Source organism: Methylocaldum sp. MU1018 (genome assembly GCF_053646775.1).
This window is the reverse complement of the sequence record NZ_CM132195.1, coordinates 144,987-169,871: the sequence shown is the minus strand read 5'-3', so window position 1 is coordinate 169,871 and position 24,885 is coordinate 144,987. Positions and strand designations below refer to the sequence as shown.

Below are 24,885 nucleotides of genomic sequence, written 5' to 3'. Positions count from 1 at the left end.
ATGTCGGTCCACATCATCGTAGTCGAGAGTCTCAAGGACTGGCAGCCGGATTATCCGCGCGTTCCCGTGGTTGCCGCGAGCGACTACCTATCGAAGCCGGAGTACCTCAAAACCAAGGATATCCGGGTCATTAACCTGTGCCGCAGTTATCGCTATCTGAGTACCGGATATTTTTGCTCGCTGCTGGCGGAACCCCGTAGTCATCGGGTCATTCCGACGGTAAGGACTCTCACCAGCCTTAGCAGCAAAGCCATTTACGGGCTGAATGTCGAGGACCTTAGCGACATTATCCAAAAACGATTCAAGAAGCGTGAAAGCAGAATCGGCCAAACGTTCGAGTTACCGATTTTTTTCGGCCGCAGCGAAGATCCGAATCTCCAGGATCTGTCCCGCCAGATCTTCGATTTGTTTCAATGCCCGCTGCTCAAAGTCGAATTCCGTTACCAGGGCAAATGGCACATCGATACCGTAAAGCCGATGCATCTCTCCGGCTCGATGAGCGAACCGAACCGCCAACTCTTCATCGATGCCTTGAACGGTTATCTCGCCAAGCCGTGGCGAACGCCTCGCGCGAGAACGACGTCTCGCTACGATTTGGCCGTGTTGCGCAACCCTCATGAAATCATGCCGCCTTCCAATGCCGGCGCCTTGCAAAAGTTCATCAAAGCCGGCAAAAAACAGGGGGTCGAGGTTGAACTGATCGAGAAGAAAGACTACGAGCGATTGGCGGAATACGACGCGCTATTTATCCGCGAAACCACCAACATCGATCACTATACCTACCGCTTCGCGCGAAAGGCCCAGATCGAAGGCATGGCGGTCATAGACGATCCGGACTCCATCCTCAAGTGCGCCAACAAGGTCTATCTGGCCGAACTGATGGCGGCGCACCGCATTCCGACGCCGAAAAGCAGCATTCTCCAAAAAGGGCATGTTGAATCCGTGGACGGCAACGTCGGCTTTCCCGTCGTTCTGAAAATCCCGGACGGCTCTTTTTCCCGCGGCGTTTTTAAAGCGGATAACGAAAGGGAATTCAAAATACTTACGGAGAAACTTTTCAAGGAATCGGATCTGATCCTTGCCCAAGAATTCGTTTATACGCAGTTCGACTGGCGAATCGGCATTCTAAATCGGCAGCCGCTGTTCGCCTGCCAATACTATATGTCGCGCGCCCATTGGCAGATCGTCAGGCACCGAGCCTCAGGAAAAGCCGTGGAGGGAAACTTCAGGACCTTACCCATCGAAGAAACGCCGAGCGCCGTCGTCGATACCGCTCTGGCAATCGCCAAACTGATCGGAGACGGTCTTTACGGGGTCGACCTCAAGCAAACCGAGAACGGCGTCTATGTCATCGAGATAAACGACAATCCGAACATCGACTCGGGCATCGAGGATTTCGTTCTCGGCGACAACCTGTATCGACTTATCATCGCGGAATTCGTCCGGCGCCTGGATGCTCGACGACAGCAGCGCTAAACCAATACTGTCCGATCAGGGCGTGTTGGAACGGAGAGGAGTTGGATCTGGTGCGGGGATTCATCCCCGACTTTCAATATGCCCAGGTTCCACTGAAATCGTGATTTTATAAAACGGCAAGCGAAGTTGATCCGGCGATGGCGACCGTGGGAGAGGTCTACGGGGCCAAAGACGGTCGCCCCTAAAGCCGGAGTATCGCGCAACGCCTACCAAGAAGAGGCATGACGAATGTTGCGCGAGATGAGCCGAACACTGCGAGAGTGACAAAAAGCGGTGGATGGCTTGACCGACGATCTTTAGGTGCCGGTCGGCAACTGTAACGAACCACAAACGAAAGACCCCGCCGAAGCGGGGTTTTCGGTTTACCAAGGCTATGTGTTAGGCGGTTTTCGCCCTTCTAACCACTCCGGCGCTCAGCAAGCCAATGGCGACCAGGGCTAGTGATTCGGGCTCAGGAACAACACGGAAGTAGGCGGCGCCCCCGCCGAAAGGACTGGCTGTCGGGACGATCGTGATCGCATGTGCTCCGGGCGCCAAAGCCAGCGTCGTATGACTGCTCAGCGGGTCTACTGAGCAGATATCCGGGTTGCTTCCACAAGTACCCCCTACTGCGACCACTGGCGTAGCCCCTATCAAAGCGCCAAAGTCAAAGATGTTAAACGAATCGCCATAAAGAAACGCATCCGTCACGGCCAAAAAGCCGTTCTGTGGCAAATTGAACGTCCAGGCCGGCGGCCCTACAAACACCGAGTTGCCGGCTACGCTCGGCACGCATGGTGTGCCACCCGGGTCGGCCGGTCGGCACCCCGCAGCAGGCACGCCTACTCCCGTAAAGGAGAATTCCTGCCAAGGTCCGTTAACCGGGATAGGAACAGCCTGCGCGGTCCCGGCTACTCCAAAAGCCACGCCTATGGCGGCAAGTAGTGTGAGTGTCTTTAAGGAAACTCTGAACAAGTCCCTGGCCCCGATAAAATAATGCCCAACGTCCAATTTTCGACAGGTCGACCCCCGATGAAGCAACTCGGACTCAGTGCCACCGTGTTTGTGAAGAAACCAAAGCTGACCAAGCGTCAGAAATTTCTCCAGGAGATGGAGCAGGTGATTCCTTGGGGGTTGTGGACGAGCCGGATTGCGCCGTACTACCCGACGGCCGGCCGGGGCAGGCGTCCCTTTCCTTTGGAGACGATGTTGCGCATCCACCTGATGCAGCACTGGTTCGGCTACTCCGATCCGGCGATGGAAGAGGCGCTGCATGACATTCCGATGCTACGCGAGTTTGCCGGGCTGGATGCGGGCGAGGACGCCATGCCGGATGAAACCACGATCCTCAAGTTCCGGCGCCTGTTGGAAACCCATCAGATGGCGCAAACCCTATTCGATGAAACGGCGGCCCTATTGGCGGAAAAGGGCTTATTGTTGCGTCAAGGGACCATCGTGGATGCCACCCTGATCGCCGCCCCGCCGTCCACGAAGAACCGCGAGCGGAAGCGGGATGGCGAGATGAGTTCGACCAAGAAGGGTAACAATTACCACTTTGGCATGAAGGCGCACATCGGCGTGGATGCTGATTCAGGCTTGGTGCATACGATGGAAGTCACCACCGCCAAGGTGGCGGACGGGGTCATGACCGAGGCCCTGTTGCACGGCGAGGAGCAGGTCGTCCTGGGCGATCGGGCCTATACCCGCAAGGACCGCAATCTGGAGGTCGAACGCCAGGAGGGCGAGCCGGTCTGGGCGTTTCCCTTCAAGCGTAAGAAGGGCGAGGACTTGCCTGCGGAACAAGCGCTTCACAACCGCATGCTGGCCGCGCTGCGGGCGGTGGTCGAACACCCCTTCCGGATCGTCAAACGCCAATTCGGCTATACCCAGGTCCGGTACCGGGGACTCTTCAAAAACGGGCAGCAACTCTACCTGCTGTTTGCCCTCAGCAATCTCTACCAGGTGCGGGAGGAGTTGAGGGCGGCCTAGGGATCAATCCGTGCATCGCCCCGGAAAACCGGGGGCGAGGGGCGGAAAGAGCGCCGATAGCGGGCGCCAATGGGGAGGGAAAAACGACCTTTTTCGGCTGGTAGCCCCGGCCGGTTTATCGGAGCCACCAATAAAACGCACTTATTCAGAGCTTCCTTAAAGGAAACTCCGATCAACTCCTTCGCCAGGCCTGTCCTGAGCCGAGTCGAAGGGCATGAGCGGAATCCACTTGTTCAGAGCTTCCTTAACGTTTTCATTTCTTTACGTCCCTATTAAGAGTTAATAAGAGCCTTACAATACGTTCTCTAGCACACGTTTCCCCCGTTCTTCACCTCCCTATCAAGAGCCGTACGATATGCTCTCCAGCACGCTTGTCCTGGCTCCTGTTGCCCTCGCCGTCCCGTCGGCCACGAGATCCGAAGTCCTACCTCAGCTCAGCGGGCAGCTTTATTGGTACTGCGATGGACTCTTCACTGCGTTCCCGGAGTGCCGCCGAGCCTCTGAAAGGCTCATAGCCGACGTCGTATCCGAAACTCCGGTTTCGCAATATCGGGACAGGAAAGGCGGCGCCGCTCAGGGCAACGCGTTGAGCGCATTGAAAATCCTAATCCGCGGAGTGGTTATGCCATTTCGAGCATCCGTGATCGGGAGACCCGTCGCACGGAGAGTGTTTAGCACCACAGGCACCGTGGCCGCCGGAGACAACTGCTTCAGAATGGCCCAGGCTCCCGCCACGTGCGGCGTGGCCATGGATGTACCCGAAAGGCTATCGAATCCTCCGCCGGGAACCGAAGAAACGATGCCTTGGCCAGGTGCTAACAGGGACAGGAAGGCGGCCGAGTTCGAAAACGCCGAGATTGCATCGGCTTTCGTGGTGGATCCGACACTGACAGCCGTCGAGATGCAGCCCGGCGCACTGATGGCATTGGTGAACCCATCGTTTCCCGACGCAATCACGGTGGCGATTCGCGCCGAACGCAGGTTGTCGATCGCCGCTTTTATCCCCGCTTTTGCCAGATCGCAGGCTGCCTGGTTGGTAAATCCTCCTCCGCCCAAGCTCATATTGACCGAGGCAATCTGAAAGCTGTTCCGCAGCATGTATACGCGCTCGAGGGCCGCCATTAGATCGGAATCAAAAGCACCAGGCCGCCCGCCAACGTTCGAGAACACCTGGATGGCGATCAGACTGGCCCCGCTCGCCACGCCGCAGGTGGGAGGAGTGTTCTGGTTGGGTATGTAACAGTCGTCCGTCCGCCCGGCCGCTATTCCTGCCACGTGGGTTCCGTGCCGGCAGTCCGGTGAATAGGTACAGGGTGCGCCGGCCCCTGGGCCGATCTGCGTCATATTTCCGTTTGGACAGCTGCGGTTAACCGAGAAACAAGCTTCCGACACCACCTTGTTAGCCAAGAAGAAATGGCCCGAGTCCACTCCCGTATCCAGAACCGCTATTGCCATGCCGGTCCCATCAAAACCCAGGTTTGTAGTGTGATCCGCTTGGACCAAATGAACGCTCTGTCCGAGAGAAGGCGCATTCAAACCATCTTCTGTTACGCTAACCACATGAACCGATTGTTCTAGTTCTGCTAACGCGTCCGGTCCTGCTTTCAAAGCCAAAAAGGGAATGGTGCTGTACTTCCGGATAATCTGATAGTCCGTTCCAGCTAAAGAGGCCAGGACTTCCGCCTGCGTAGCCGCGATGTCCTGCCGCTGTTCACGCACAGTCTGCTGGTTGGGCAAGTCCCCTTCCGGGGCTGTCGTCGTGTCGAGCTGCACAATGACTTGCACAACCCCCTCTGTCTGCGCCTTGGCGGCGATCTCCGCAGGCACCACATTCTCCCTGGCCACGCCGATGTTGGTCCCACCGAGTGACATCAGTAATATTCCAATCCAGACCGTTATCCAGCGTTTCATAAATGATCCTCCTTTCATGAGTAGTCCTCGTTGTCTTATGCTCGAACTGCACGGCGCTCTGCGCCCTGCTGTCCGGGCCGTTCACAAGTGACCTCGCGCGATTCCCTGCCTGATTGCAGCGGGTGCAATGTCGAGGCGAGGATCACGGGAGGTCGCTAGTCGGGTGGCTTCGCTTGTCATCTTCTATTCCCACTACCAAAGCCGATTTCTCTAGTACCTGCCGCGCATCCGGCCAAATCTCTAACGCTATGAACGGGATCGTGTCGTACGCCCGGATCACCCGGTAGGACGTGGAAGCTAGTTCACGGAACAGCGCCTCCCTGACCTGCGCAATGGCCTCTCGTCGTTGCTCAGCTCCCTTTGCCTGCTCCTCGGAGACTGATTCAACTCGAAGGTGCGCAATCACCCGGATCGATCCCTGTTTCATTCCTTGTTCTATCGCCTCCGCGTGCAAACCACGTGGCATTTCAGCCTGCACCGCGCCATATCCCATCATTCCGCCCAGACATATGAGGATGAACCGATACCTGACCACGGGTTAACTCACCATTCGTGGGGCTCGCCTGTGAACGATCTTGATGAAGGAGCCACATTGAACTCCGGCTCTCACTCAGCGCTGATCCATATGCCGCTAATTTCTTATCAATCTTCGCGCCATATATATAGGTAATTGTTTTTTAATACTTTTTTCCAATAGCATTAGGAATTGTTTTTGTTAACTTCGTGAGATACTCGGCGCCCTCAGACCTGCCTCGACATCCGATTCTCGACGAATGAAGCATCGTCCAGCCTGGTTCAAGATAAAAGAATCAACTGTAAGTTATTGTGACCTGGTCAAGTGATAGCGGACACCCCAGTTAAGCGGCATTGGCCAAATGGCCGTTCTTCTCAAATTCGTCCGGGCTGCGATAACCCAGGAACGAATGCAGACGGCGACAGTTGTAGAACATCGTGATGTACTCGACGATATCCCGGCGCGCTTCTTCTCGAGTCTGGTAACTCCGCCAATGGACCCGTTCGGATTTGAGCGAGCCAAAGAAGCTCTCGACCACAGCGTTATCCCAACAATCGCCCTTGCGACTCATGCTGCCTGTCATCCCATACGCCTGCAGCAGGCCCCGAAACGCCCGGCTGGCATACTGCACGCCTTGATCAGAATGATGCAGCAGTTGACCCCGGGGCGGTTGCCGGCGCCACAGCGCCATCCGGAGCGCGTCACATGCCAAGGCGCTGGTGAGGCGCTTTCCCAGAGACCAACCCACGACCTTGCGGGCGTATAGGTCAATCACGACGGCCAGATACAACCAGCCTTCGGCCGTCCAGACATAGCTGATGTCCGAGGCCCATACCCGGTCCGGCGCTGCTACTCGGAAACCCCGCTGCAGCCGATTCGGAAACACGGGCTGGCTGTGTGCGCTGTTTGTCGTCACCCGATACCGGCGGCGATAGCGCACCCACACCCCAGCCTCGCGCATCAGTCCACGTGCCTGATAGCGGCCGACCCGGTAGCCTAGTCGTCCCAGCTCCCGTGCCATGCGCCGCGAGCCATAAACGTGGTCCGAGTCGGCCGCCAATTGGCGCACTGCGTCCAGTTTCGCCTGGCGCATCGGATCTGGACCGCGCTGCGGTCGCCGGACGAAGGCGTAGTAGCCCGCCCGGCTCACCCCCAGCACACGGCACAATCGTTTCACGGAATAAGCCTTCTTCGCCTGATCAATGAACTGATATCTCAGCCCACTTCCTTCGCGAAGAAGGCCGCCGCCTTTACCAGAATATCGCGCTCCTGCTTCAGCCTACGGTTCTCGTCCCGCAGTCGCCGCAGCTCTTCCTGCTCTGCCGTCCGTTTGCCATTCCCCCGAAACGCTTCCTGCTCATCCACCCGGTATTCTTGAATCCATCGCCCCAGCATCTTCGGGTTGATCCCCAGGTTGCGACCGGCTTCGGCCTGGGTGTACCCGTGTTCGGTCACCAGCCTCACCGCGTCCAGCTTGAATTCCTTCGTATAGCGTTTTCTTGTCATCATCTCTCACCTCAGTTGTAGAGCTTAACTCCTTAACTCAGGTGTCTGCTGGCATTGGACCACGTCATTGATCTATTGAACTTTTGCGATGACCAAGAAGCCATTACTACTCGGTCCTCGCTCTGTCAAATTTACTGACACGCTCGTTTCATCCCGCCTGTGCTAGAGCATTTTCCTGAGAACTCTAGCGGTGGTTTTGAGGTATGAGGAGAATACGAGTCGCTTACGGAGTTGCCGCGATGAAGGCGTATTCGATGGTTCTGAGAGTTCGGGTGCTGGCGGATAGCGAAGAGGAACCGAGTACGACCGAGGTCGCACGGAAACAGCGGGGCAGCGCGTCCTGGGCCCGGCGGTTGAAACAGCGCCGGCGGGAAACTGGGGAGATTGCGCCGAGGCGGTCCGGGTGTGGGGATCTGGTTATTTTGGCACTATGGAGGGAAAGGAAATTTCCGCGCAAAGCCGCGAATGGCGCGGGATTCGGGGATTTTTTGCGGTTTTTAAGATTTGGCACAAAACGACCGGTTTTTGCCGGAGAGTGGAGAAATTTCGCGGATATTTGGCACGAGAACTGACCGATATTGCGTAACCGGCGGTATAGGCGTGATAGCGGTCCTTTGGTGGTGGTCTCGGGGCGGAAACCGTGGACGTTGTTATTGTCGCCGATGATGACGATTCCTCCGTTTATGACGATCCCAGCCGGCTGGGACTCCGAGCCCGCCTGCGTGCCGTCTCTTGTCTTCTCGTTCTCTGTGTCCGAGGCGATGGCGTCCCGGATCAGTCGAACAAGCTTTTCTTTCTTCATCTTCTCATCAGACATCGATTACCCCTAAGTCATCTGACGCTAAGCCGCCGCTTTTATGAACTTTAATACCTTGCCTTTTGCCTCTTCGGTTGGTTCGACCAGCAGGTCGTAGGCGGCAAGAATAATATTAGCCTTCTTTCCCGGATCGATCCGGCGTCCGGCCAGTCCCTCCTCGACGGCTTCAATGGCCAATTTCATGCGATCCAAGTCTAGCGCCGGCGGTGCCTCGGGCGGCTGGGCCGTCTTACGCAGTTCGTCCGCCAGGTGGGCGATGCCGACGGCAACGTCCAGCTTGGCGGACAGCCGCACATTATCCCCTTGCGCAAACAGCAGGAATAGCTTGAGAAAGGCCGCGTCGGGCCGTTCCAGGTTCTGTTCGTAGCACTGCAGTTGCTCAGGCGTCACATAGAGCCGTTTCGCCATCTCCTCGATGGAGCGCGATCCACGGCCTTCCGTTAGTAGCTCTCCCAAGAGTCCCGCCGGCTTCGAATACATCTCGCCCTCTCCGAGCAGCAGCCAAGTCGGGTTTACCCCGTACTTTTCGCAGACGGCTTTCAAGAAACCCGAGTCTGGTAACCGCTCGCCCCTCTCATGAAGCGCAACGTAAAAGATCGGGGCGAGGGCTAGACATGACCCGCGCGCGCGATCTGGTCAATCTTGACATCTTCGATATCCCGCAGCCGTTGCCGGACCGTCCCGGCAGCATGGATTTCTCGCGGGAAATCGCCGGGCTGATGAGCCTGGCGCTCAAAGAGTGCCCTCACGACCGCGCGGTAGTGGCGGCGCGGATGACCCGGCTGCTCGGGAAAGAGGTGAGCCTTTCCATGCTCAACGCCTATACGGCGGAGAGCCGGGAAACCCACAACATCAGCCTGGAGCGGGCGGTGGCTTTCGACGCCGCCACCGAGGGCTACACGCTATTGAAGTTCTTTGCCGAGACTCGCGGGTGCACCGTGCTGGTGGGCGATTCGGCGCTCTTGGCGGAGCTCGGCGAAATCGAGCGGATGGAGGCCGAGCTGCTCCAGCAGAAGAAGGCGATCAAGCAGTATTTGGGGAGGCGGAGATGAGCATCGAATACCACGGCCAGCGGTACTACGAGGCGGCGGAGCTGGCGGGCAAGCCGGGAATGCCGATCCGTCAGCAAGAGATCAATACGCGCTGGGGCAAGGACAAACCCCGCAAGACCAAAAAAGAACTGGGTTTGAACGGCAAGGGCTGGCTGTATCCCGAATCCTGCCTGCCTAAGGAAGCCCAAGCGTTCCTGCTTGAGCGGCGCACGAAAGAAGCGGCCCAGGCGCTGTGCCTGGCGCCGCCGGCGGCTTCGGTCCCGGCGGCCCCGGTCGCCGGCGGGCCGCTGACCTCCCAGCAAGAGGTCAGGGACCAATCCCGTCAGGCGATTTGGGCGTTCATCCGCCGTTATCCGGGTTCGCAGGGCGAGGCCGTGGCCTATCTCAACGAGGCGTACGCCAACGGCACGCTGCATCAGGACCTGGTGTTCGCGATCGAGCACAGTAACGCCAAGTCCAACGCGGAGCGGTTCGGCAAGCTGGCGCTGGACACGGTGAAGAAGTGGCCGGGGATCATGAAGAAACGGGGCTCGATGGCCGATCGGAAGACCCGCGAGAAAGTCTCGTATCTGGAGGTGCCGTGGCTGCCGTATTACCTGGCCCGGTATCGGACGCCGGCTCATCCTACCCACCGGGAAGCCTGGCGCTCAATGACGGGCGATCTCCGGGCGATCGGCTGGGCCGAAAAGGACATTCCCGGCGATGGCGCCGTGTACCGGGTGGTCAGGCGCGTGCCGGTGACGATCCTGGAGAAGGGCCGGGCCACCGGCGCGGCGTGGAAGGCGATCTTGCCTTGTATCCGCCGCGATTGGTCCGGGCTCAAGAGCAACGATGTCTGGGTCGGCGACGGGCACACCTTCAAGGCCAAGGTGCAGCATCCAGATCACGGCCGGCCGTTCGCGCCGGAGGTGACGCTGGTCATCGACGCGCCGAGCCGGTACGTGGTGGGCTGGACGGTGAGCCTGTCGGAAAACTGCGTCGCGGTGGCCGAGGCTCTGGGCCGGGCGATGACGTTGCACGGCAAGCCCTTGATCTATTACAGCGACAACGGCGCGGGGCAGACGGCGAAGACTATCGACGCGCCGGTCACGGGGCTTCTGGCGCGGCTGGGGGTGGCTCACGAGACCGGGATTCCGGGTAATCCGCAGGGGCGCGGGATCATCGAGCGCCTGTGGCAGACGCTCACCATCCCGCTGGCGCGAGCCTTCCCGACCTGCCAGACGAAGACCATGGACCGGGAAACCCTCAACAACGTCACGCGAAAGATTCAATCGGACCTGAAAAAAGGCCGGGTGCCGAACATCGTCCCGAGCTGGATGCAGTTCATCGACGCGCTGGACGCGGCGATCGAGGACTACAACGCGAACCATCCGCACCGGGAGCTAGGCAAACGGACGCCAAAGGCGGTGTACGAGGCGAATCTGGACCCGTTGACGGCGGTGCCCTTGAGCCCTGAGGAAATCGTCGGCCTGTTCCGGCCCGAGGTCATCCGCACCCCGGCGCGGGGCGAAGTGCGGCTGTTCAACAACCGCTATTTCCTGCGGGATCTCGCGGACCTCCCGGCGGGGACGCCGGTGCGGGCGGCCTTCGATATTCACGACGCGGGGAAAGTGTGGGTGAAGGACATGGCGGGCCGGTCGATCGGCGTCGCGGTCTGGGACGGCAACAAGGTGGACGGTTTCGCCAAGCCGTTCATCGAGCAGCTCAAGGAGGAGCGGGTCGAGGGCATGAGGAAGCGCGCCCAAGACAAGATCGAGACCGCCGAAGCGGAATTGGGGCGGACCCTGACGGTGATTCCGGAGACGGTACTGCCGCCGGACTTGATGTTAACCAAACGAAAACTGGAGCAACGAGCCTATGAGATTGAAGCCGCGGAAGCCGTATCAACGCTTCCTCCGTCGCCGGTTGGCGGAGCCGTTCATTCGGCGATGGAAACACGGCGAGGGCCGCTGGCGAGACCCGCGGCCGCCGATGGCGTATCGACGGTTGTTTCGATGGCGTCCGTCCAGGAGGACCGCGACGCTACGGATGCCTGGTGGAAGGAGCGGCATGCGCACTACGAGGGCGGAGGGCGGTTGATGGCCGACGAGGTGTATCGGATGAACTCCTGGGCGAGGTGCGTGGATTTCAAGGTGCGGCGCCGCCGCGAACTGAACGGGGAAGAACCGGACTGGGCCAGCTATTTGATTCCCGTTCCGGCCATCGACGCCAGCACGGGAGGCTAGCCGTGACCTACGTGATGATGACCGAAGAGGAATTGACGGTCAGCCGGGAGGCGATAGAGGCCAAGGCCGGCGAACGGGTGCATCTGGGCGATAACGTTTATGCGACCGCCGGGGCCAAGTATCAATACTGGGATGACGGCGCCGTATTCCGGCAATTCCTTTGGGTGACCGACGCTCAAGGGCGGCCGTATCCGATCGCTAGCGCGGATGGCCGAGAGGAATGGCAGTGCGTGAAGGCTGTGCCGATTCCGGTGCTCATCCGATAAGAGGTGGCCGTTTACCGTTAGCGGCGGCAAACGGCCGGACGTGATTTTCTAAAGCGAGAACAAATCATGACATATCCAGAAGTTATCTCACAAGACCCTGACCTGGTGAACGTGTTCGTCCACACGGTGGAGGTGCGCACGTACGCCGGCATGAAAACGATGCCGCGGCGGGAATACGAGCGGCTCAACCAGGCGTTGCTGGACGATCCGAAACCGAACAGCGAGGCGGTGACCGAGCTGGACGCGATGATGGACCGCAAGCGGGATCAGATCGGAGAGCCGCGGGTCCGCGTCGTTCATTTCTTGCTGCAGCCTCGGGGGTAAGGCCATGACATCCACATCGAATGTGATCGACATGCATACCAAGCCGTTGCGCGGCGCTAGCGCCAACACCAGCAACATGACCCTGACCGCGGTCGCGGTGGAGCGGCTGATCGGCCGCGCCCAGGGGTTGCCCGGCATCGGCTGTCTGTACGGGCCGGCCGGCTGGGGGAAGACCTACGCCGCGCTGGAGGCGGCCAATGTGTACCGGGCCTTTTACGTGCAGGCCACGGCGTTTTGGACGAAGAAGTCGATGCTGCAGGACCTGTGCCGCGCGGTCGGCATCCCGGCGGCGGGGACGGTGCGCGACATGGCCATGGATCTCAGCCAGAACCTGTCGCGGCCCTTGATCATCGACGAGTTCGATTACTGCATCCAGAAGGGCTTGGTGGAGGTGGTGCGGAGCCTCTACGAGATGAGCCAGGGCGCGTTTCTGATCATCGGCGAGGAAGGGGTGGCCAACGCATTGAGGCGCAGCGAGCGCTTCCATAGCCGCATCCTGTCGTGGATTCCGGCCGCTCCGGTCAATCTGAACGACGCGCGGGCGCTCCGTCCGATTTACGCCCCGGAAATCGAGGTGGCGGACGATCTGCTGGAGCATTTGGTGACTCTGGCTCACGGCTCGGTGCGGCGGGTGGTGGTGAATCTCGACACGATACACGAGGAGGCGCTGGCGCAGGGTTGGCAGCGGGTGGATCGGGCGCTCTGGGGCAACCGGCCGCTGTATACCGGCGACGCGCCGAAGCGGAGGGTGTGATATGCGTAAACCGGCGCATATCCAGATGATCGGCGGGGTCAGTCCGCGTCAGCGGATTTGGGAGGCGATCCGCCGGTTGCGACGGTTCAGCTTCGACGAGCTGCGCGGGGAGCTGCCGGGGGCGATCAAGCGGGCCACGATTCGGAGCTATCTGAAGGATCTGGAAGCGGCTTCCCACGTGGCGCCCGTGACGATCGACGGCCGCCCCGGCTGGCAATTGATCCGGGATGCCGGCATTGACGCGCCGAGGGTCAGGAAAGACGGTACGCCAGTCACTCAGGGGCTGGCCCAGGAACAGATGTGGCGGACGCTCCGCATGCTGGGCGGCGAGCATACGCCGCGGCAGTTGGCGGCGCACGCCAGCACTCCGGAGATTCAGGTGACCGAGGCTGCGGCGGTGGATTATCTCGGCTGGCTGACGCGGGCCGGGTATCTGACCCGCTCCGGCAAGGGCCGGAAGGCCAAGTACCGGCTGATCCCCGCCAAGTGGACCGGCCCCCGTGCGCCGATGATCCAGCGGGTGAAACAGGTTTACGACCCGAACGTGGGGCGGGTGGTTTGGAGCCCAACCCACGCGACGGAGGCGGCTGATGGATCGGTTTGACGCGGATGCCGCCATGGCGCTGCTGCGCCTGAAATGCCGGGAAACCTCGGTCACCCAGGTGGCGGAACGGCTCGGCTATTCCAGGACGAGCGTCAGCCTGGCGGTCAACGGCCGATACCCGGGCAACGTCGAGACCCTGCTGCGCAAGGTCGCGGCGGTGTACGGGAACGTCGAGTGTCCATATCTGGGCCGGGAGATTTTGCCGGACGAGTGCGCGGCGTACGCCCTCAGGCCCTGCCCCACTCACAACCCCATGCAGATGAGGCACTGGCGCGCCTGCCAGGATTGCGCGAGCCGCCCGCAAACCCTCAACCCAACCCTCTCCCGGAGCGCCCGGAGAGAACGCAATACAGGAGACAAGGCATGAACACACGAAACGGCGACAGCCTGACCCGGCTGGAGGAAGCGTCCAGGCAGGTCAAGCGGTATTTCGCCAAGAGAAGGCTACAGGTCAAGGTGCTGGCGGTCGAGACCATCGCCATGCCGATCTTCACCGTCGCCTACAAACCGGCGCTCGACCGGCTGGACACCGCCGATTATCTCGGCACCACCGGCGGCGTCGATCAGTTCGTGGTCCGGCTCAAGGGGATTTCGATCCGCTGGGAGCGGCCCCGCCGGCACATCGCTCATTAACTCAATCAAGACGAGAAATTCATCATGGGTGTTTCCATTTTTGGCATTGTGATTCTTGTTTCCATTGGCGCGTTTTTGGGCATGGCCCTGAGCGCGCTGTTCGCGAGCGACGATCCCGAACTCCCGGACTTCGACGCCTTGCGCGACGCCTACGAGGAGGGGTTGTTGCACGGCCATTTGACCACGCGCGCCGGCACGTTCGAGCGCCAGGAGATCGGCGCCATGGCGGACGAATGGCTGAACCGGCAGATCGACGACGGCAACTTGCCGAGTCCGGTTTAACGGTCCGAAGGAGTCACCATGGCAACGCTAACGCACAAAACGTGCGCGAAGTGCAAGCAGGTTCTGCCGGTGGAAAAGTTCTACAAAGAACCGAGAAACCGGTCCGGCCTTACTTCCTACTGCATCGCCTGTAATAAGGCGAGGGCCAAGTCACGGCGCCGCAAGCAGGAGCCGGCCATCGCGCGCGGTCCGGAGCCGGTGGCCTGGTTCCGGATCCACGATGTTTGGCCGATTTATCGACCCAATCAAGGCTGAGGAGAACATGGCAGCACGAAAAACCCGAATCAAGGCGCCGGCGCTGGCCGAACTGCCGCCACAGACCCGCGAGGATTGCGCCGTGTGGATCAAGGCGCTGGGCGATATTCAGCGCGAACTCGCGCGCGTCGAAACGGAGATGAACGACGCGATCGGCGAGATCACGCAGACCTATCAGCCGCAGATCGACGCCTTGAAAGCGAAGATCGCGGCGAAGCAGACCGGCATCCAAACCTGGGCCGAAGCCCATCGAGAGGAACTGACCGAGGGCGGCAAAACCAAGACCGCGAATCTCATTACCGGTCTGGTGCAATGGCGGCAACGGCCGCCGTCGGTCACCATCCGGGGCGTCGACGCGGTGCTGGAAACGCTGGAACGGCTGGGCTTGTCGCGGTTCATCCGGACCAAGCGCGAGCCGAACAAGGAAGCGATGCTGAACGAACCGGAGGCGGTCAAGGGCGTGGCCGGCATCTCGATCGTGCAGGGCGTCGAGGATTTCATCGTGACGCCGTTCGAACAGGAGGCGGTATGAGCAAGACGTATGAAGAGCTGCGCAGGGAAGCGGAGCGGCTCAGGAAATTGGCTGCGAAAGCCCGAGAAAACGCGGCCTACGCCGATTCGGCCCAGGCGCGGAAGCTCGACGAGGATACGGCGAGGGGCTACGAGCGGCGAGCTGCGGAGCTGGAACGGCAAGCTGAGGAATTGGAAGCAGGGCAGAATCGAAATCGTGGGCTATACCGCAAATATATCGTCCAGAAGGCAGACGGGGCCCCCGTCGATCCTGCCGCGGAGTATTTCGTTCTGCGCCTGGATGTCAACGGCAAAGACCCGCGGCACATCAGGGCCTGCCGCATCGCTGTATTAGCCTACGCCAATGAAATCGAGGATCACCTGCCGCAACTTGCGGAAGACCTGAGAACGCGTTACGGCTGTCCTTTCCGCCGCGTCGAAGTCATCGAATGGCGCGATCCGAATCAGCCGCCGGACGCCGAGATCACCGTGCAGCTGTCGCTCGAAGGTGGTAGCGATCCGGTATGGCTGGGATTTTGGGACGGCGGGTGCTGGCGGTACATCGCCGGCACGCGGGTCGATTCCGACGGCGCTCGCGTGCTGGGCTGGGCGCATCTGCCGAAAGGATTGGCGAACCATGGATAAGGACGCCGTCATCCGCACGCTCAAGCGGATCGGAGGGCCGGCATGACCCCCAAAACCCGCACAGCCGTGATTGCGAAAATCCACATCGCCGTGCAGCAGCTCGGTATGACCGACGAGGCTTACCGGGCGATGCTGGTCAACGTGGGCGGGGCGCGGCCTCGTCCTGGGGAGCGGCCGAGTTCGAAACAGCTTTCCGATGCCGGCATCGATGCGGTGTGCCGGCATCTGGAATCGCTCGGCTTCGTGCCGACCCGCCCCCGGCGGGCCGGCCGGAAGCCGCGCATGACCGCCGATCGGCAAGCGCTGCTCGATAAGATCGACGCCTATCTGGCCGAGGCCGGACGGTCGATGGGCTACGCCGACGGCATCGCCCGGCGGATGTACAAAATCGACAAGGTGGCCTGGTGCAACGCCGCCCAGCTCCGCGGGATCATCGCGGCGCTGGACAAGAATGCGAAGAAGGCCGGGAGGGCGACGGGATGAGCAAAGCCCGTTTCATCCAAGCCTGGGTGATTCGCCTCGCGCCGGCGGTCGATCGCATCGAGGCGGCGATCGAGCGCGGCGAACGGATTTGGGACGTCCTCACCCGATTGGGCTACGGCGCGCCGCTGGCGGAGCCTAAGCCGCGGGCGCGGGTGGATTGGTATGGACGGCTGAGCGAGGCGCAGCGTGCGGCCTTTGACCGGTTCTGGCGCCTCTACGACCACAAGAAGGGAAAAAGCGAAGCGGCGATGGTGTGGGGGCAGATCGATCCGCCGGCGGACGAGCTGGAATGGGTTTATGCCTCCGCCGCGAGGGAGGCGAAACTGTGGCGCGAGAATCCGCCTCAGGGACAAACCCGCATCTATCCCCAAGGCTGGCTGTCAGGCTTCCGCTGGCGCGATTATCCGCGGCCGGACCCGTTAGAGCGGGGGCAAGAACACGGCGCGGCGGAGCCCGAGGCCGTTAGAAAGAGCCGGGCATTGAACACCTTGAAACAGTACAAAGAGCTGTATTCGCGCGCGCCTAACGAGACTCTGGCGCGGCAGATCGCGGAATTGGAGGCGCGGATTCATGGCGGCTGAGCTCTCGTTCGACGGGCTGGAAGCCTATCTGCCGGCATCCATCCGCGAGCTGGTGAATCTGATCGGGCTGCCGGCGGTGGAGAAGCTGGTGAAGCGCTACGGCGGGACCTACGTGTACGTGCCCGCCCCCGAGAATTTGGCCGAGGATCATCCGCTGGCGGAGCTGATCGGTTTGGAGGCGGCTCGGAAAGTGGCCGCTCATTGCCGGAACGGCAAGCTGAAAGTGGCCCTCGGCCGCGAGGCGATGCGCCGGGCGCGGAACGCCGACATCGTCCGAAAGCACTTTGTCGAGGGCTGGACGATGCGGCAACTGGCGCGGGAATACGAGCTGGACGAGCGCCAGATCCATACCATCGTGCACACCACGCCGCTATCCGTGCCGCAACCGGATCTGTTCGATGCCTTGGATGACCGCACATGAGGCAATGTAACGATGCGGTTCGCTGCCGCTCACCACATCCTACCGGCTGTTTTTGGATAGAATGGAAACCCTGATCTTTCCACCACGAGGCAATACGATGAATACGGCTTGGTTGGACGAAGCCACTCACATACAAGAGGCGCTCCACGCCTTGAACGACTCGCCCGGACTGTGGGCCTTGAATCTGACCTATGGTCTCGCCATGGTCGGCACGCTGGCGCAGGCGACGGGCGTACGCCTCAAGATCGCCGCCTTGGCACGGGAGATCGAGCGGCTCAAGCCGGCCGCCGAGATCGACCCGGAAGACCGGCTGACCGACGCCTTGTTGCAGGTCCAGCGACAGGCCGGCGACCTGTATGTGCGGTACCGGGGGATCGCGGCGCGCTATCCGGCGCTGCGTTGGTATCACCGGGCGCCGGTCTCGGCGCTGTGCTGGCTGTTGCGCTCCATTCACGCCCGGATCGGAGCGCTCAGGGTGTATATTCTGGAATTCGATGCCGACGTGTCCGGGCGTTCCGGCCAGGGGCCGTTTACGAACGTGGACGATCTCGTCAAGTCGCTGGACGCATGACCGGGACCGGCGGCGTAGTCATCGCCGAGATCGACTATACGCCACGGTTCCGGAAGGACTATCGCAAACTGCCGGAATCCTTGCGGCGCCTGGTGCAAGACAAACTGAGGGACTTACAGAGGAATCCCATGCCGCCGGGATTGCGTTTTGAAAAGCTCAAAGGCTATCGAAACCCTTCTCTTTATTCCTTCATGTCACCGGAAACTATAAGGTTTCGCTGGAAATCCGGGGCAGTCTGGCGATCCTGCGCCGGGTCGCCTGCCACGACGAGATCGACCGGGCGCCCTGATGGTCCCTGATAACCCCGCTTTGGCGGGGTTTTGTTTGCCCTGAACTTATTCAGGCTTATTCCCGCCGATCCTCTTCCCTATCATCGCACGCATCCTCGCGGCCGTTGGGAAGGGGCCATCCCGCCAGTTTTACCCTCCGCTGGAGACCGCCGGTTCGAATCCGGCCGCCGCGACCACCCGATACCTCAACCTACCGACGCGTCTGCCCCGTCCCGGAGATCCGGGGCGGGTTGGGCGTAAAGGAGCGATCGATGTCAGGCAAGCCCATTCCCCCTTATCGAGCGTCCGCCGAGGATATCGACGTGTTGGCCCGCACCCTTTGGGGCGAGGCGCGCGGCGAAGGCATTCTCGGCATGGCGGCCGTCGCGGCGGTGATCATGAACCGGGTGCGAAAGCGCCTGAGTCCAGGCAAGCCGAATTGGTGGGGCGAGGGTATCGCCGGCGTGTGCCAAAAACCGTATCAGTTTTCGTGCTGGAACCCGGACGATCCCAACCGGACGAAATTGCTCGCCGTCACCGAGAGCGATCCGGCGTTCGCCCAGGCGCGGGTCATCGCCCATCTGGCCTCGGCGGGCTGGCTAGACGATCCCACCGGCGGGGCGGACCACTACCACGCCGTTCGCATCGCCCCGAAGTGGTCGGCCGGCCAGATTCCAACCATCACGATAGGCCGTCATGTTTTTTACAACCTCAATCCGGTTTGAGATGGTCACCGGCGTGCTTGCGCTACTCGCTCCGGTCGCGGTGGTGTTGATCGCGATTCTGCTGGTGTTCGTGCCGATCACGGATGCGAACACGCGGGAAATGCTGATGATGCTGGTGGGGGCATTGGTGGTGATGGCGAAAGACGTGTACGGGTTCGAGTTCGGATCGAGCCGGGGCAGCCGGGATAAGGATTTGAGGCGGAGGGAGGACGAGCATGGCCGATAACGCGGCGTTCTGGGTGGATATCGCGTGGAAAGCCTGGACCGTGGCGCTGACGCTCTATGTCGCCATCAACCGCAGCCAGGACAAGCTATCCGGCCGGATCGAAGAGGTCGAGAAGGATATGAACGGACTGGGCGATCGGGTGACGGCGTTGACCGGCGATATCCGGGCGTTGCCGGGCATGCGCGACATCGCCGACATCCACGAGAAGATCAATGACGCGGTGCGGGAGCTCTCCACCTTGACCGGCAAGGTCGACTCCAACGAAGCGCTGCTCCGCGCCATGCATCAACACATCATGAACATGAGGCCATGAAGGTCAATCCGAATGCCATTACCGAAGCGAATCGGCGGCTCGCCATCCTGGTGGCGCTGAGTCTCGCGACCAAGTACAAGCTCACCGTCCGCGACGCGCGGACCGTCGTGGATGGCTGCGGCTATCCGGCGAGTCTCGCCACGCCCCGCCGGGGTTCAAACATCCGGGATTTCGGAAACACACGCCGATCCAGCCGGGGCCTGCTCGGGCCGAGATGTCCACCGGGATTTGGGAAAGGCGTCGATAATCGAACGCAATGCGGAACCACGGCGCTCTTGGAGAAGAAGATGCAGTCGTCGGCGAATACGTTATCGTCGTGAAGCCCGGTTCTGCCATGCACGACAAAATTAGGCAAATCTGGAAGGCGGAGACTCGTGGAAATCAATTAAAAGTTCCGGTCTCGTTCGACGGAGAGATCTACAACTTTAACCCTGATGAATTAACCCTTGCCTAACGGGCCGATGCTCTGCCAAAAAACGATCAAATCTGTGCCAAAAATTGGAGCGGCTTACATGCGGTACGGCGTAACCTCAGTGTAACCCTGCAAAAAAAGGCCTACAACCATGTAAGCTCATGAATTAAATGGAGCTGGCGAGAGGATTCGAACCCCCGACCGGCTGATTACAAATCAGCTGCTCTACCGACTGAGCTACGCCAGCAAAAAAAAACGCTTCGGGTCTATAAACGAGGGAAGTATATCATTCGTGGCAGGGAAAACGCTCGCTGCTCGCTTTTAGTTTGCCTTTCTCAGGCGACGGCGCTGCCATTTCGCGCCAGGGGATGTCAATGAAAAAGCCCTCCTTCGGTAGAAGGAGGGCTTTCGAGGCCGACCGTCGGTCGTGCATCCTCGGGGCGTCTAGCCGACGCCCCCACGGATTACATGAAGGACGGGATCAGCGGTGCGTCGATCTGAACGATCTGACGGGTGCCGGCATCGTCGAAGAAGAACAACAGACCGGCGAAACGGCTGTCCGGATCGTAGATGATGTCGGACAGACGATACACTTCCCACGCCGCGTCGCTGGCGGTGACGTCGACCGTGCGGGTCTCGCCCGGCTGCAGCGGGCTGTTGTCGCTCACTTCCAGACCGTCGTCAGCCAACAGATCTTCCGGATAGCCGGTGGTGTCTTTGTAGACGTCGGAATCCAGGAAGCGGACCGATGCAGTGTAGAACTCACCCAAACGCACGGCCTTGTCGCCATTGTTGGTGATGGTGAGCTTCATGCGCATCGCGCGGCCCGGCACCCGGTAGGTGGCGTCGTTCACTTTCACCGTGATCGTGGGCTTCGCCATATCGATCGGCTGCATGCCTCTCATGGTACCAGCCTGCAACGGAATGGTGATCGGGTACTTGCTGTTGGCGCTCGACATCGCGAAGATCACGATGAGGATGGTCGCCGCCGCGAAGCCCATGGCCACTTTCTTGTCGCCAGCCGAGACCAGCTCGTCCGCACGGCCGGCTTCCACCATCAGGTAGCGCGGCAGGAAGGCCGGACGGCGCACCCAGTATACGATCCAGGCCAAGCCGATGGCATACCAGAAGAAGTGCCAGAAGTAGGTGTTGCCCTCGTTGTAGGTCTCGAGGTCGATGGTCTGCCCGGTCAGGGTGGTGATCGGGTTCTTGAAGTCGCTCATCGAGCCGTCGATGGTGATCCATTTGCCGGGACCGATGATCGGACCGCCGCCTTCGACGTTCATCATGGTGTGGACGTGCCAGTCACCCGGACGGCGCGCCTTCAACACCACTCTGAACTCGTAGGTCTTGCCGATTTCCAGACGGACGGAACGCGGTACCAGTTGTCCCCCGATGTAGGATTCCTTGCGGATGAACACGGGGCCCGGAATACCGATGTTCAGGAACGCGGTATCCGGCTCGGCAACGGTCTCCGGCCAGCCTTCGAACACGTGGAATTTACCGGTGATCTCGACGGTGTCGTTGACTTTCACCTTCTCCTTCGACCAGTTCAGATCGTACCAGTGAATGGTACGCATACGCATGAACGCCGCCTGGGATTTCTCACCGTGGGCCGATGCGCTCGGCGCGTAGAAGCTGGTCGCGGCAAACGTGGCCAGCAAGCCGACCATGGACCATTTGGCGATCCTGTCTTTGAGTAGTTTCATAGGGTTCTTCCTCTCTCGAGTCTATTCTGTTGTACCCGCTCTCCAAGGCCTCCCCGAGGGAGCCGCTCAAAGAGCGCGGTGCGTTTTGCTTGTACTTCCGAAATGCCCGGTCCGATTAGGTCTGCTTCAAGAACCGTACGGTCGAGAACCAACGGCCGACGAAGTGCCACATGAAGTAGATCAGGATGGACATGAAGGCCGAGAAGAACGCCGACACCGGCGCTACGTCCTTACCGAAAGTTCTCAGGGTGCCTTTTTCAACCATGCGGATGTACTCGGGGGTACCGGTACGGACATAGTGGTAGCCCTGCAAGTCGGCAATCGACATGAGCATGCCGTTGTATTCCACCGGCACGTGCAGCGGTGCGATCATCGGCCAGTTGCCCGGATAGAAAATCAGGCCCCAAGCCATGCCGCCCACGATCGCCGTGAACAGGTAGCTGCCCGAAAGCATCAGGAAGGTGTCGAGCAAGATCGCACCCGGAACCAGAATGGCCGGGAATACGAAGTTGATCGGGAAGTAGGTCCAGCCCCAGAAGTTGAAGTAGCGGTTGACCCATTCGCCGAAGAGCAGCGCCAGAACGGCCATGGTTGCGCCCCACGGGTTGCGGAACCGTTCCCAGGTCCACGCCTGGATCGCCGCCGGGAACGTCACCAACACGATCGGGGTGACCGTGACCCACAGACGACGGTCTTTCCAGTCGGACCAGAAGTCCCAGTCACCCATGGTCAACATGCCATGGATGTGATACGAACCGGTCACCACCATAAAGAAGATGAAGAGTCCCAGGTAGTCGATGGTCCTGGAGACTTGCACTGCTTCGGCATGAGACCGAACCGCAGATTGAAGTGCGCTCATGAGTTACCTCCAAAAGTTCATTTATTGTCGTTCTGGATGACGTCCCTATCGGGCCGTCATCGTCACGTCCAAGCCGGTGCAGCGGCTGACTTCGTCCGGCTCGCCGTCGCTGCCGGCCGCCGCACCTCTTCCAATCGCAAACGTCGCTTTGGTCGCGACCTTCCAATCGCCAGACGGGCCTTACAGCGCCCCGCCCAAGCTTATTTCGCGATCAGACCTTGATCGACCGCTTCGCAAACCTGCTGGCCGATCAGGTTCGACACGCTCCCCATCACCTGCAGCAAGACGCCCATGATGGCCAGAGCCAGCCAGCCGAAGATCACGAAGCCGTAGTGCAGCGGTGCTACGAACAGCTCTTCCATGAACCAGAAGGTGTGACCCCACTCGTTCAAGCCGACGTTCGGCAGAATCATGAACGGACCGGTCCACAGGATCAGGTACGCCAGCGACAGGCCTTTCGTCGTCGTCTGGAAGTACGGCAGGCGGGTGTGTGCGTACAGGAACGCCGCGCCGCCGCTGATGATGTAGATCGGGTAGCTCAGGTAGAACTCGATGATGTGCGACGGCGTGAAGTCGGTGTCGCGCACGATCGTCTGGTGCCAGGTGCCGTCCTGCTCGGTGAAGAAGCTCGCGCCCCAGTAGATGGCCCACGCATAGGCGAACAGCCAGATCAGGTGGGTCAGGTTGCGGCGCAGTTCTTCGCGCGGGGTCAGAGCCGCCATGTTGCGGTCACGGGTCTTCCACAGGTAGCCCCACAGAACCGAGGCGGTGACCACTTCCAGTACGATTTCGGTGTACAGGAAGTTCATCCAGTACGTCTCGAATTCCGGTGCGAACGAGTCCAGACCGGCCGACCAGCCGTACAGACCTTCGTACCACCGAACCCACACGTAAAACACCAAGTAGATCATGAACGCGAAGGTCAGCCATTTCACGTCCAAAAGCGGCTTTTCTTGCGCTTCTACGCCACCAACCGTTGTTGCAGCCATAGTTACCTCCAAAGTTTAGTATCACTCGCGATGCGTCGCCGCATTGCAGCCTCGCCTCCCTGCCGTTTTCATCCTTGCCGCCCGGACCTGCGCCCCTGCGACAAAATGTCCCACTCCCAGGGTGCGTTGCAGTCTATCACTCATTCATGCCTTGTCAAGGTTATACGCATATATCCGGACAGCCGCATCGACAAAGGCCCGCAGGCCGCGTGAGCGCTCGATTATCAAGGCAGGGGGCTGCCCGCTCCCGTCCGAGGCGGCAAGAGTGAAGTTTGCACTGTGGTTAACGGGATTCAGCGGCCGTGAAAACCGAGCAGCGATCCGGCGCCGATGAGCGAGTACCGGCCCCATGCCTCCGGGAGCGGGAGGCATGGGGCCGGGCCTTTACTGCCCGATATGTCGGACTTCGATTATTTCGGCCGTCTGACGTGCGATTTCGAGCTCTTCGTCCGTCTGCACCATGAGAATTTTGACCCGACTATCGGCGGTTTGCAGCTCCGCCGTTTTTCCCGATGCCGCTGCATTTTTCAGTATATTGATCGCTATTCCGAATGCTTCCAGCCCCGAGCAGATCTTGTGGCGAATGGGGGCGGCATGCTCGCCGATGCCCGCCGTAAACACCAGCGCGTCAACATTGCCGAGCACGGCCAAATAGCTCCCGATGTATTTCTTGATCGTGTAACAGTAGATTTCGACTGCAAGACGGGCTTCGTCGTCACCCGCCTCGACACGCTTCAAAAGCTCGCGCATGTCATTCGCCCCGGCAAGCCCCTTCAGCCCGCTGTTCCGGCTTAGCAGCTTCTCCAGATCGCATGCCGAATAATTGCCGGAGCTCAACAGGCGCAGCACGATGCCAGGATCGATATCGCCGCACCGAGTCCCCATGACCAATCCGGCCAAGGGCGTCATGCCCATTGACGTGTCAACGCTAAGGCCGCGCTTGACGGCGGTAGCACTCGCGCCGTTACCCAGATGCAATACGATGAAATTGCACGCCTCCGGCGGCCGGCCCAGATAAGCCGCGGCACGTTTCGTGACGTACGCGACGGATGTCCCGTGGAATCCGTACCGGCGTATTCGATGGTCTCGATAAAGCTCTTTCGGCAGCGCGTAGCGATACGCATAAGGCGGCATGGATTGGTGAAAGGCCGTGTCGAAAACCGCTACCTGAGGCACATCGGGCCAAAGTTCGCGGCAAATCTGTATGCCCAACAGATTCGGCGGATTATGCAAAGGCGCCAGAGGACTGGCCGCCTGGACGGCTTTTATGACTGTGTCGTCCACCAGAACGGCGGAACGGAAAGTCTCTCCGCCGTGCACCACGCGGTGGCCGATACCCAATAGCTCGTGAGGGTTCGGCAACTCGCCCGACTTTCCGAGTTCGCGCATCACTTCGGCGATGGCTTGCCGGTGATTCGCGAATCGACGCACACCGTCACCATCGACCGAGGATGCGGAAACCTCGCCGATCCGCTCGATCGCGCCCGACACCAGGGCGCGTTCGTCATCTAGATCGAACAGCCGATACTTGAGGGACGAACTGCCCGAATTGAGGACCAGCAGTTTTTTGGGCATGGTCTATCGA

30 protein-coding genes and 1 tRNA gene are annotated in these 24,885 nt (G+C 60.3%); 22 read left to right on the top strand and 9 right to left on the bottom strand.

The genetic code is table 11. The features are described 5' to 3' along the window. Both ACWJKU_RS00815 and ACWJKU_RS00810 read left to right on the top strand, forming a co-directional pair. Complete coding sequence (locus ACWJKU_RS00815) at nt 1-1,476, top strand: RimK family protein (RefSeq protein WP_454145114.1); 1,476 nt, start codon at nt 1-3, stop codon at nt 1,474-1,476. A 1,011-nt stretch (nt 1,477-2,487) separates the two neighbouring features. After that, entirely contained in the window at nt 2,488-3,444 is a 957-nt protein-coding gene (locus ACWJKU_RS00810) for an IS5 family transposase (RefSeq protein ID WP_454142574.1), read from the top strand. Between the two features lie 573 nt (nt 3,445-4,017). Here ACWJKU_RS00810 and ACWJKU_RS00805 read toward each other — a convergent pair. From ACWJKU_RS00805 to ACWJKU_RS00790, 4 genes are all read right to left on the bottom strand, one after another. Beyond that, nucleotides 4,018-5,355: a S8 family peptidase gene (locus ACWJKU_RS00805; protein ID WP_454145112.1), complete on the bottom strand. Its 1,338-nt coding sequence runs from the start codon at nt 5,353-5,355 to the stop codon at nt 4,018-4,020. A gap of 857 nt (nt 5,356-6,212) precedes the next feature. Next, nucleotides 6,213-7,378, bottom strand: a protein-coding gene (locus tag ACWJKU_RS00800) for an IS3 family transposase (RefSeq protein ID WP_454142624.1) whose coding sequence is annotated in 2 segments (ribosomal slippage) — nt 6,213-7,123 and nt 7,123-7,378 — 1,167 coding nt in all. Because the reading frame shifts where the segments join, the coding sequence is not laid out codon by codon here. Between the two features lie 220 nt (nt 7,379-7,598). Next, entirely contained in the window at nt 7,599-8,192 is a 594-nt protein-coding gene (locus ACWJKU_RS00795; protein ID WP_454145110.1) for a hypothetical protein, read from the bottom strand. 24 nt (nt 8,193-8,216) lie between these two features. Continuing rightward, nucleotides 8,217-8,672, bottom strand: coding sequence for a hypothetical protein (locus tag ACWJKU_RS00790; protein WP_454145108.1), 456 nt, complete (start codon nt 8,670-8,672; stop codon nt 8,217-8,219). A gap of 134 nt (nt 8,673-8,806) precedes the next feature. Here ACWJKU_RS00790 and ACWJKU_RS00785 point away from each other — a divergent pair, with 134 nt between their 5' ends. From ACWJKU_RS00785 to ACWJKU_RS00690, 20 genes are all read left to right on the top strand, one after another. Continuing rightward, nucleotides 8,807-9,244, top strand: a complete 438-nt coding sequence (locus ACWJKU_RS00785; RefSeq protein WP_454145106.1) for a hypothetical protein — start codon at nt 8,807-8,809, stop codon at nt 9,242-9,244. Further along, entirely contained in the window at nt 9,241-11,469 is a 2,229-nt protein-coding gene (locus ACWJKU_RS00780; RefSeq protein WP_454145104.1) for a Mu transposase C-terminal domain-containing protein, read from the top strand. The genes ACWJKU_RS00785 and ACWJKU_RS00780 overlap by 4 nt, the downstream gene beginning before the upstream one ends. Nucleotides 11,470-11,471: 2 nt before the next feature. Continuing rightward, the gene (locus ACWJKU_RS00775) at nt 11,472-11,735 is read left to right on the top strand and encodes a hypothetical protein (protein ID WP_454145102.1); all 264 of its coding nucleotides are present in this window, start codon (nt 11,472-11,474) and stop codon (nt 11,733-11,735) included. 66 nt (nt 11,736-11,801) lie between these two features. Further along, entirely contained in the window at nt 11,802-12,059 is a 258-nt protein-coding gene (locus ACWJKU_RS00770) for a hypothetical protein (RefSeq protein WP_454145100.1), read from the top strand. A gap of 4 nt (nt 12,060-12,063) precedes the next feature. Continuing rightward, nucleotides 12,064-12,813: an AAA family ATPase gene (locus ACWJKU_RS00765; protein ID WP_454145098.1), complete on the top strand. Its 750-nt coding sequence runs from the start codon at nt 12,064-12,066 to the stop codon at nt 12,811-12,813. Nucleotide 12,814: 1 nt separating this feature from the next. Beyond that, the gene (locus ACWJKU_RS00760) at nt 12,815-13,417 is read left to right on the top strand and encodes a hypothetical protein (RefSeq protein ID WP_454145096.1); all 603 of its coding nucleotides are present in this window, start codon (nt 12,815-12,817) and stop codon (nt 13,415-13,417) included. After that, nucleotides 13,404-13,784 (top strand): hypothetical protein, encoded by a 381-nt coding sequence (locus tag ACWJKU_RS00755; protein ID WP_454145094.1) that lies wholly within the window; start codon nt 13,404-13,406, stop codon nt 13,782-13,784. The genes ACWJKU_RS00760 and ACWJKU_RS00755 overlap by 14 nt, the downstream gene beginning before the upstream one ends. Beyond that, the gene (locus tag ACWJKU_RS00750; RefSeq protein WP_454145092.1) at nt 13,781-14,050 is read left to right on the top strand and encodes a hypothetical protein; all 270 of its coding nucleotides are present in this window, start codon (nt 13,781-13,783) and stop codon (nt 14,048-14,050) included. Before ACWJKU_RS00755 ends, ACWJKU_RS00750 begins: the two co-directional genes overlap by 4 nt. A 24-nt stretch (nt 14,051-14,074) precedes the next feature. Continuing rightward, complete coding sequence (locus tag ACWJKU_RS00745; RefSeq protein ID WP_454145090.1) at nt 14,075-14,332, top strand: hypothetical protein; 258 nt, start codon at nt 14,075-14,077, stop codon at nt 14,330-14,332. 18 nt (nt 14,333-14,350) lie between these two features. Then, nucleotides 14,351-14,587, top strand: a complete 237-nt coding sequence (locus ACWJKU_RS00740) for a hypothetical protein (RefSeq protein ID WP_454145088.1) — start codon at nt 14,351-14,353, stop codon at nt 14,585-14,587. A 7-nt stretch (nt 14,588-14,594) separates the two neighbouring features. Further along, nucleotides 14,595-15,119, top strand: a complete 525-nt coding sequence (locus tag ACWJKU_RS00735) for a host-nuclease inhibitor Gam family protein (RefSeq protein ID WP_454145087.1) — start codon at nt 14,595-14,597, stop codon at nt 15,117-15,119. Beyond that, nucleotides 15,116-15,742: a hypothetical protein gene (locus ACWJKU_RS00730; protein WP_454145085.1), complete on the top strand. Its 627-nt coding sequence runs from the start codon at nt 15,116-15,118 to the stop codon at nt 15,740-15,742. Before ACWJKU_RS00735 ends, ACWJKU_RS00730 begins: the two co-directional genes overlap by 4 nt. Nucleotides 15,743-15,784: 42 nt before the next feature. After that, nucleotides 15,785-16,225 (top strand): gp16 family protein, encoded by a 441-nt coding sequence (locus tag ACWJKU_RS00725; protein WP_454145083.1) that lies wholly within the window; start codon nt 15,785-15,787, stop codon nt 16,223-16,225. After that, nucleotides 16,222-16,806: a hypothetical protein gene (locus tag ACWJKU_RS00720; RefSeq protein WP_454145081.1), complete on the top strand. Its 585-nt coding sequence runs from the start codon at nt 16,222-16,224 to the stop codon at nt 16,804-16,806. The genes ACWJKU_RS00725 and ACWJKU_RS00720 overlap by 4 nt, the downstream gene beginning before the upstream one ends. Continuing rightward, on the top strand, nt 16,796-17,227 hold the full coding sequence (locus ACWJKU_RS00715; RefSeq protein WP_454145079.1) for a hypothetical protein: 432 nt from the start codon (nt 16,796-16,798) through the stop codon (nt 17,225-17,227). The genes ACWJKU_RS00720 and ACWJKU_RS00715 overlap by 11 nt, the downstream gene beginning before the upstream one ends. Before the next feature lie 97 nt (nt 17,228-17,324). Beyond that, complete coding sequence (locus tag ACWJKU_RS00710) at nt 17,325-17,798, top strand: hypothetical protein (RefSeq protein WP_454145077.1); 474 nt, start codon at nt 17,325-17,327, stop codon at nt 17,796-17,798. 541 nt (nt 17,799-18,339) lie between these two features. Then, on the top strand, nt 18,340-18,792 hold the full coding sequence (locus tag ACWJKU_RS00705) for a cell wall hydrolase (RefSeq protein WP_454145075.1): 453 nt from the start codon (nt 18,340-18,342) through the stop codon (nt 18,790-18,792). After that, nucleotides 18,764-19,018 (top strand): hypothetical protein, encoded by a 255-nt coding sequence (locus tag ACWJKU_RS00700; RefSeq protein WP_454145073.1) that lies wholly within the window; start codon nt 18,764-18,766, stop codon nt 19,016-19,018. The genes ACWJKU_RS00705 and ACWJKU_RS00700 overlap by 29 nt, the downstream gene beginning before the upstream one ends. Further along, complete coding sequence (locus tag ACWJKU_RS00695; protein ID WP_454145071.1) at nt 19,008-19,331, top strand: hypothetical protein; 324 nt, start codon at nt 19,008-19,010, stop codon at nt 19,329-19,331. Before ACWJKU_RS00700 ends, ACWJKU_RS00695 begins: the two co-directional genes overlap by 11 nt. Next, nucleotides 19,328-19,651 (top strand): hypothetical protein, encoded by a 324-nt coding sequence (locus ACWJKU_RS00690; RefSeq protein ID WP_454145069.1) that lies wholly within the window; start codon nt 19,328-19,330, stop codon nt 19,649-19,651. Before ACWJKU_RS00695 ends, ACWJKU_RS00690 begins: the two co-directional genes overlap by 4 nt. Before the next feature lie 263 nt (nt 19,652-19,914). Here the strand turns inward: ACWJKU_RS00690 and ACWJKU_RS00685 are convergent. The 5 genes from ACWJKU_RS00685 to ACWJKU_RS00665 all read right to left on the bottom strand — a co-directional run bounded on the left by ACWJKU_RS00685 (nt 19,915) and on the right by ACWJKU_RS00665 (nt 24,875). Next, nucleotides 19,915-19,990 (bottom strand) — tRNA-Thr (locus ACWJKU_RS00685). Nucleotides 19,991-20,207: 217 nt separating this feature from the next. Further along, nucleotides 20,208-21,452, bottom strand: coding sequence for a bacterial ammonia monooxygenase, subunit AmoB (gene amoB / locus ACWJKU_RS00680; protein ID WP_454145067.1), 1,245 nt, complete (start codon nt 21,450-21,452; stop codon nt 20,208-20,210). A gap of 115 nt (nt 21,453-21,567) precedes the next feature. Further along, nucleotides 21,568-22,311: a bacterial ammonia monooxygenase, subunit AmoA gene (amoA, locus tag ACWJKU_RS00675; RefSeq protein ID WP_454145065.1), complete on the bottom strand. Its 744-nt coding sequence runs from the start codon at nt 22,309-22,311 to the stop codon at nt 21,568-21,570. A gap of 200 nt (nt 22,312-22,511) precedes the next feature. Then, a complete protein-coding gene (amoC, locus tag ACWJKU_RS00670; RefSeq protein WP_454145063.1) occupies nt 22,512-23,300 on the bottom strand; it encodes a bacterial ammonia monooxygenase, subunit AmoC in 789 nt (262 codons plus the stop codon). A gap of 384 nt (nt 23,301-23,684) precedes the next feature. Next, nucleotides 23,685-24,875, bottom strand: a complete 1,191-nt coding sequence (locus ACWJKU_RS00665; RefSeq protein WP_454145061.1) for an acetate/propionate family kinase — start codon at nt 24,873-24,875, stop codon at nt 23,685-23,687. Nucleotides 24,876-24,885: the final 10 nt, after the last annotated feature.

Coding starts and splice junctions, on each gene's coding strand:
- amoB (WP_454145067.1), bottom strand. CDS start 21,452: ATGAAACTACTCAAAGACAGGATCGCCAAATGGTCCATGGTCGGCTTG.
- ACWJKU_RS00695 (WP_454145071.1), top strand. CDS start 19,008: ATGGCCGATAACGCGGCGTTCTGGGTGGATATCGCGTGGAAAGCCTGG.
- ACWJKU_RS00705 (WP_454145075.1), top strand. CDS start 18,340: ATGTCAGGCAAGCCCATTCCCCCTTATCGAGCGTCCGCCGAGGATATC.
- ACWJKU_RS00805 (WP_454145112.1), bottom strand. CDS start 5,355: ATGAAACGCTGGATAACGGTCTGGATTGGAATATTACTGATGTCACTC.
- ACWJKU_RS00810 (WP_454142574.1), top strand. CDS start 2,488: ATGAAGCAACTCGGACTCAGTGCCACCGTGTTTGTGAAGAAACCAAAG.
- ACWJKU_RS00700 (WP_454145073.1), top strand. CDS start 18,764: ATGTTTTTTACAACCTCAATCCGGTTTGAGATGGTCACCGGCGTGCTT.
- ACWJKU_RS00790 (WP_454145108.1), bottom strand. CDS start 8,672: ATGTATTCGAAGCCGGCGGGACTCTTGGGAGAGCTACTAACGGAAGGC.
- amoA (WP_454145065.1), bottom strand. CDS start 22,311: ATGAGCGCACTTCAATCTGCGGTTCGGTCTCATGCCGAAGCAGTGCAA.
- ACWJKU_RS00690 (WP_454145069.1), top strand. CDS start 19,328: ATGAAGGTCAATCCGAATGCCATTACCGAAGCGAATCGGCGGCTCGCC.
- ACWJKU_RS00725 (WP_454145083.1), top strand. CDS start 15,785: ATGACCCCCAAAACCCGCACAGCCGTGATTGCGAAAATCCACATCGCC.
- ACWJKU_RS00765 (WP_454145098.1), top strand. CDS start 12,064: ATGACATCCACATCGAATGTGATCGACATGCATACCAAGCCGTTGCGC.
- ACWJKU_RS00710 (WP_454145077.1), top strand. CDS start 17,325: ATGAATACGGCTTGGTTGGACGAAGCCACTCACATACAAGAGGCGCTC.
- ACWJKU_RS00760 (WP_454145096.1), top strand. CDS start 12,815: ATGCGTAAACCGGCGCATATCCAGATGATCGGCGGGGTCAGTCCGCGT.
- ACWJKU_RS00735 (WP_454145087.1), top strand. CDS start 14,595: ATGGCAGCACGAAAAACCCGAATCAAGGCGCCGGCGCTGGCCGAACTG.
- ACWJKU_RS00780 (WP_454145104.1), top strand. CDS start 9,241: ATGAGCATCGAATACCACGGCCAGCGGTACTACGAGGCGGCGGAGCTG.
- amoC (WP_454145063.1), bottom strand. CDS start 23,300: ATGGCTGCAACAACGGTTGGTGGCGTAGAAGCGCAAGAAAAGCCGCTT.
- ACWJKU_RS00730 (WP_454145085.1), top strand. CDS start 15,116: ATGAGCAAGACGTATGAAGAGCTGCGCAGGGAAGCGGAGCGGCTCAGG.
- ACWJKU_RS00750 (WP_454145092.1), top strand. CDS start 13,781: ATGAACACACGAAACGGCGACAGCCTGACCCGGCTGGAGGAAGCGTCC.
- ACWJKU_RS00745 (WP_454145090.1), top strand. CDS start 14,075: ATGGGTGTTTCCATTTTTGGCATTGTGATTCTTGTTTCCATTGGCGCG.
- ACWJKU_RS00755 (WP_454145094.1), top strand. CDS start 13,404: ATGGATCGGTTTGACGCGGATGCCGCCATGGCGCTGCTGCGCCTGAAA.
- ACWJKU_RS00715 (WP_454145079.1), top strand. CDS start 16,796: ATGGCGGCTGAGCTCTCGTTCGACGGGCTGGAAGCCTATCTGCCGGCA.
- ACWJKU_RS00815 (WP_454145114.1), top strand. CDS start 1: ATGTCGGTCCACATCATCGTAGTCGAGAGTCTCAAGGACTGGCAGCCG.
- ACWJKU_RS00665 (WP_454145061.1), bottom strand. CDS start 24,875: ATGCCCAAAAAACTGCTGGTCCTCAATTCGGGCAGTTCGTCCCTCAAG.
- ACWJKU_RS00770 (WP_454145100.1), top strand. CDS start 11,802: ATGACATATCCAGAAGTTATCTCACAAGACCCTGACCTGGTGAACGTG.
- ACWJKU_RS00720 (WP_454145081.1), top strand. CDS start 16,222: ATGAGCAAAGCCCGTTTCATCCAAGCCTGGGTGATTCGCCTCGCGCCG.
- ACWJKU_RS00740 (WP_454145088.1), top strand. CDS start 14,351: ATGGCAACGCTAACGCACAAAACGTGCGCGAAGTGCAAGCAGGTTCTG.
- ACWJKU_RS00785 (WP_454145106.1), top strand. CDS start 8,807: ATGACCCGCGCGCGCGATCTGGTCAATCTTGACATCTTCGATATCCCG.
- ACWJKU_RS00795 (WP_454145110.1), bottom strand. CDS start 8,192: ATGTCTGATGAGAAGATGAAGAAAGAAAAGCTTGTTCGACTGATCCGG.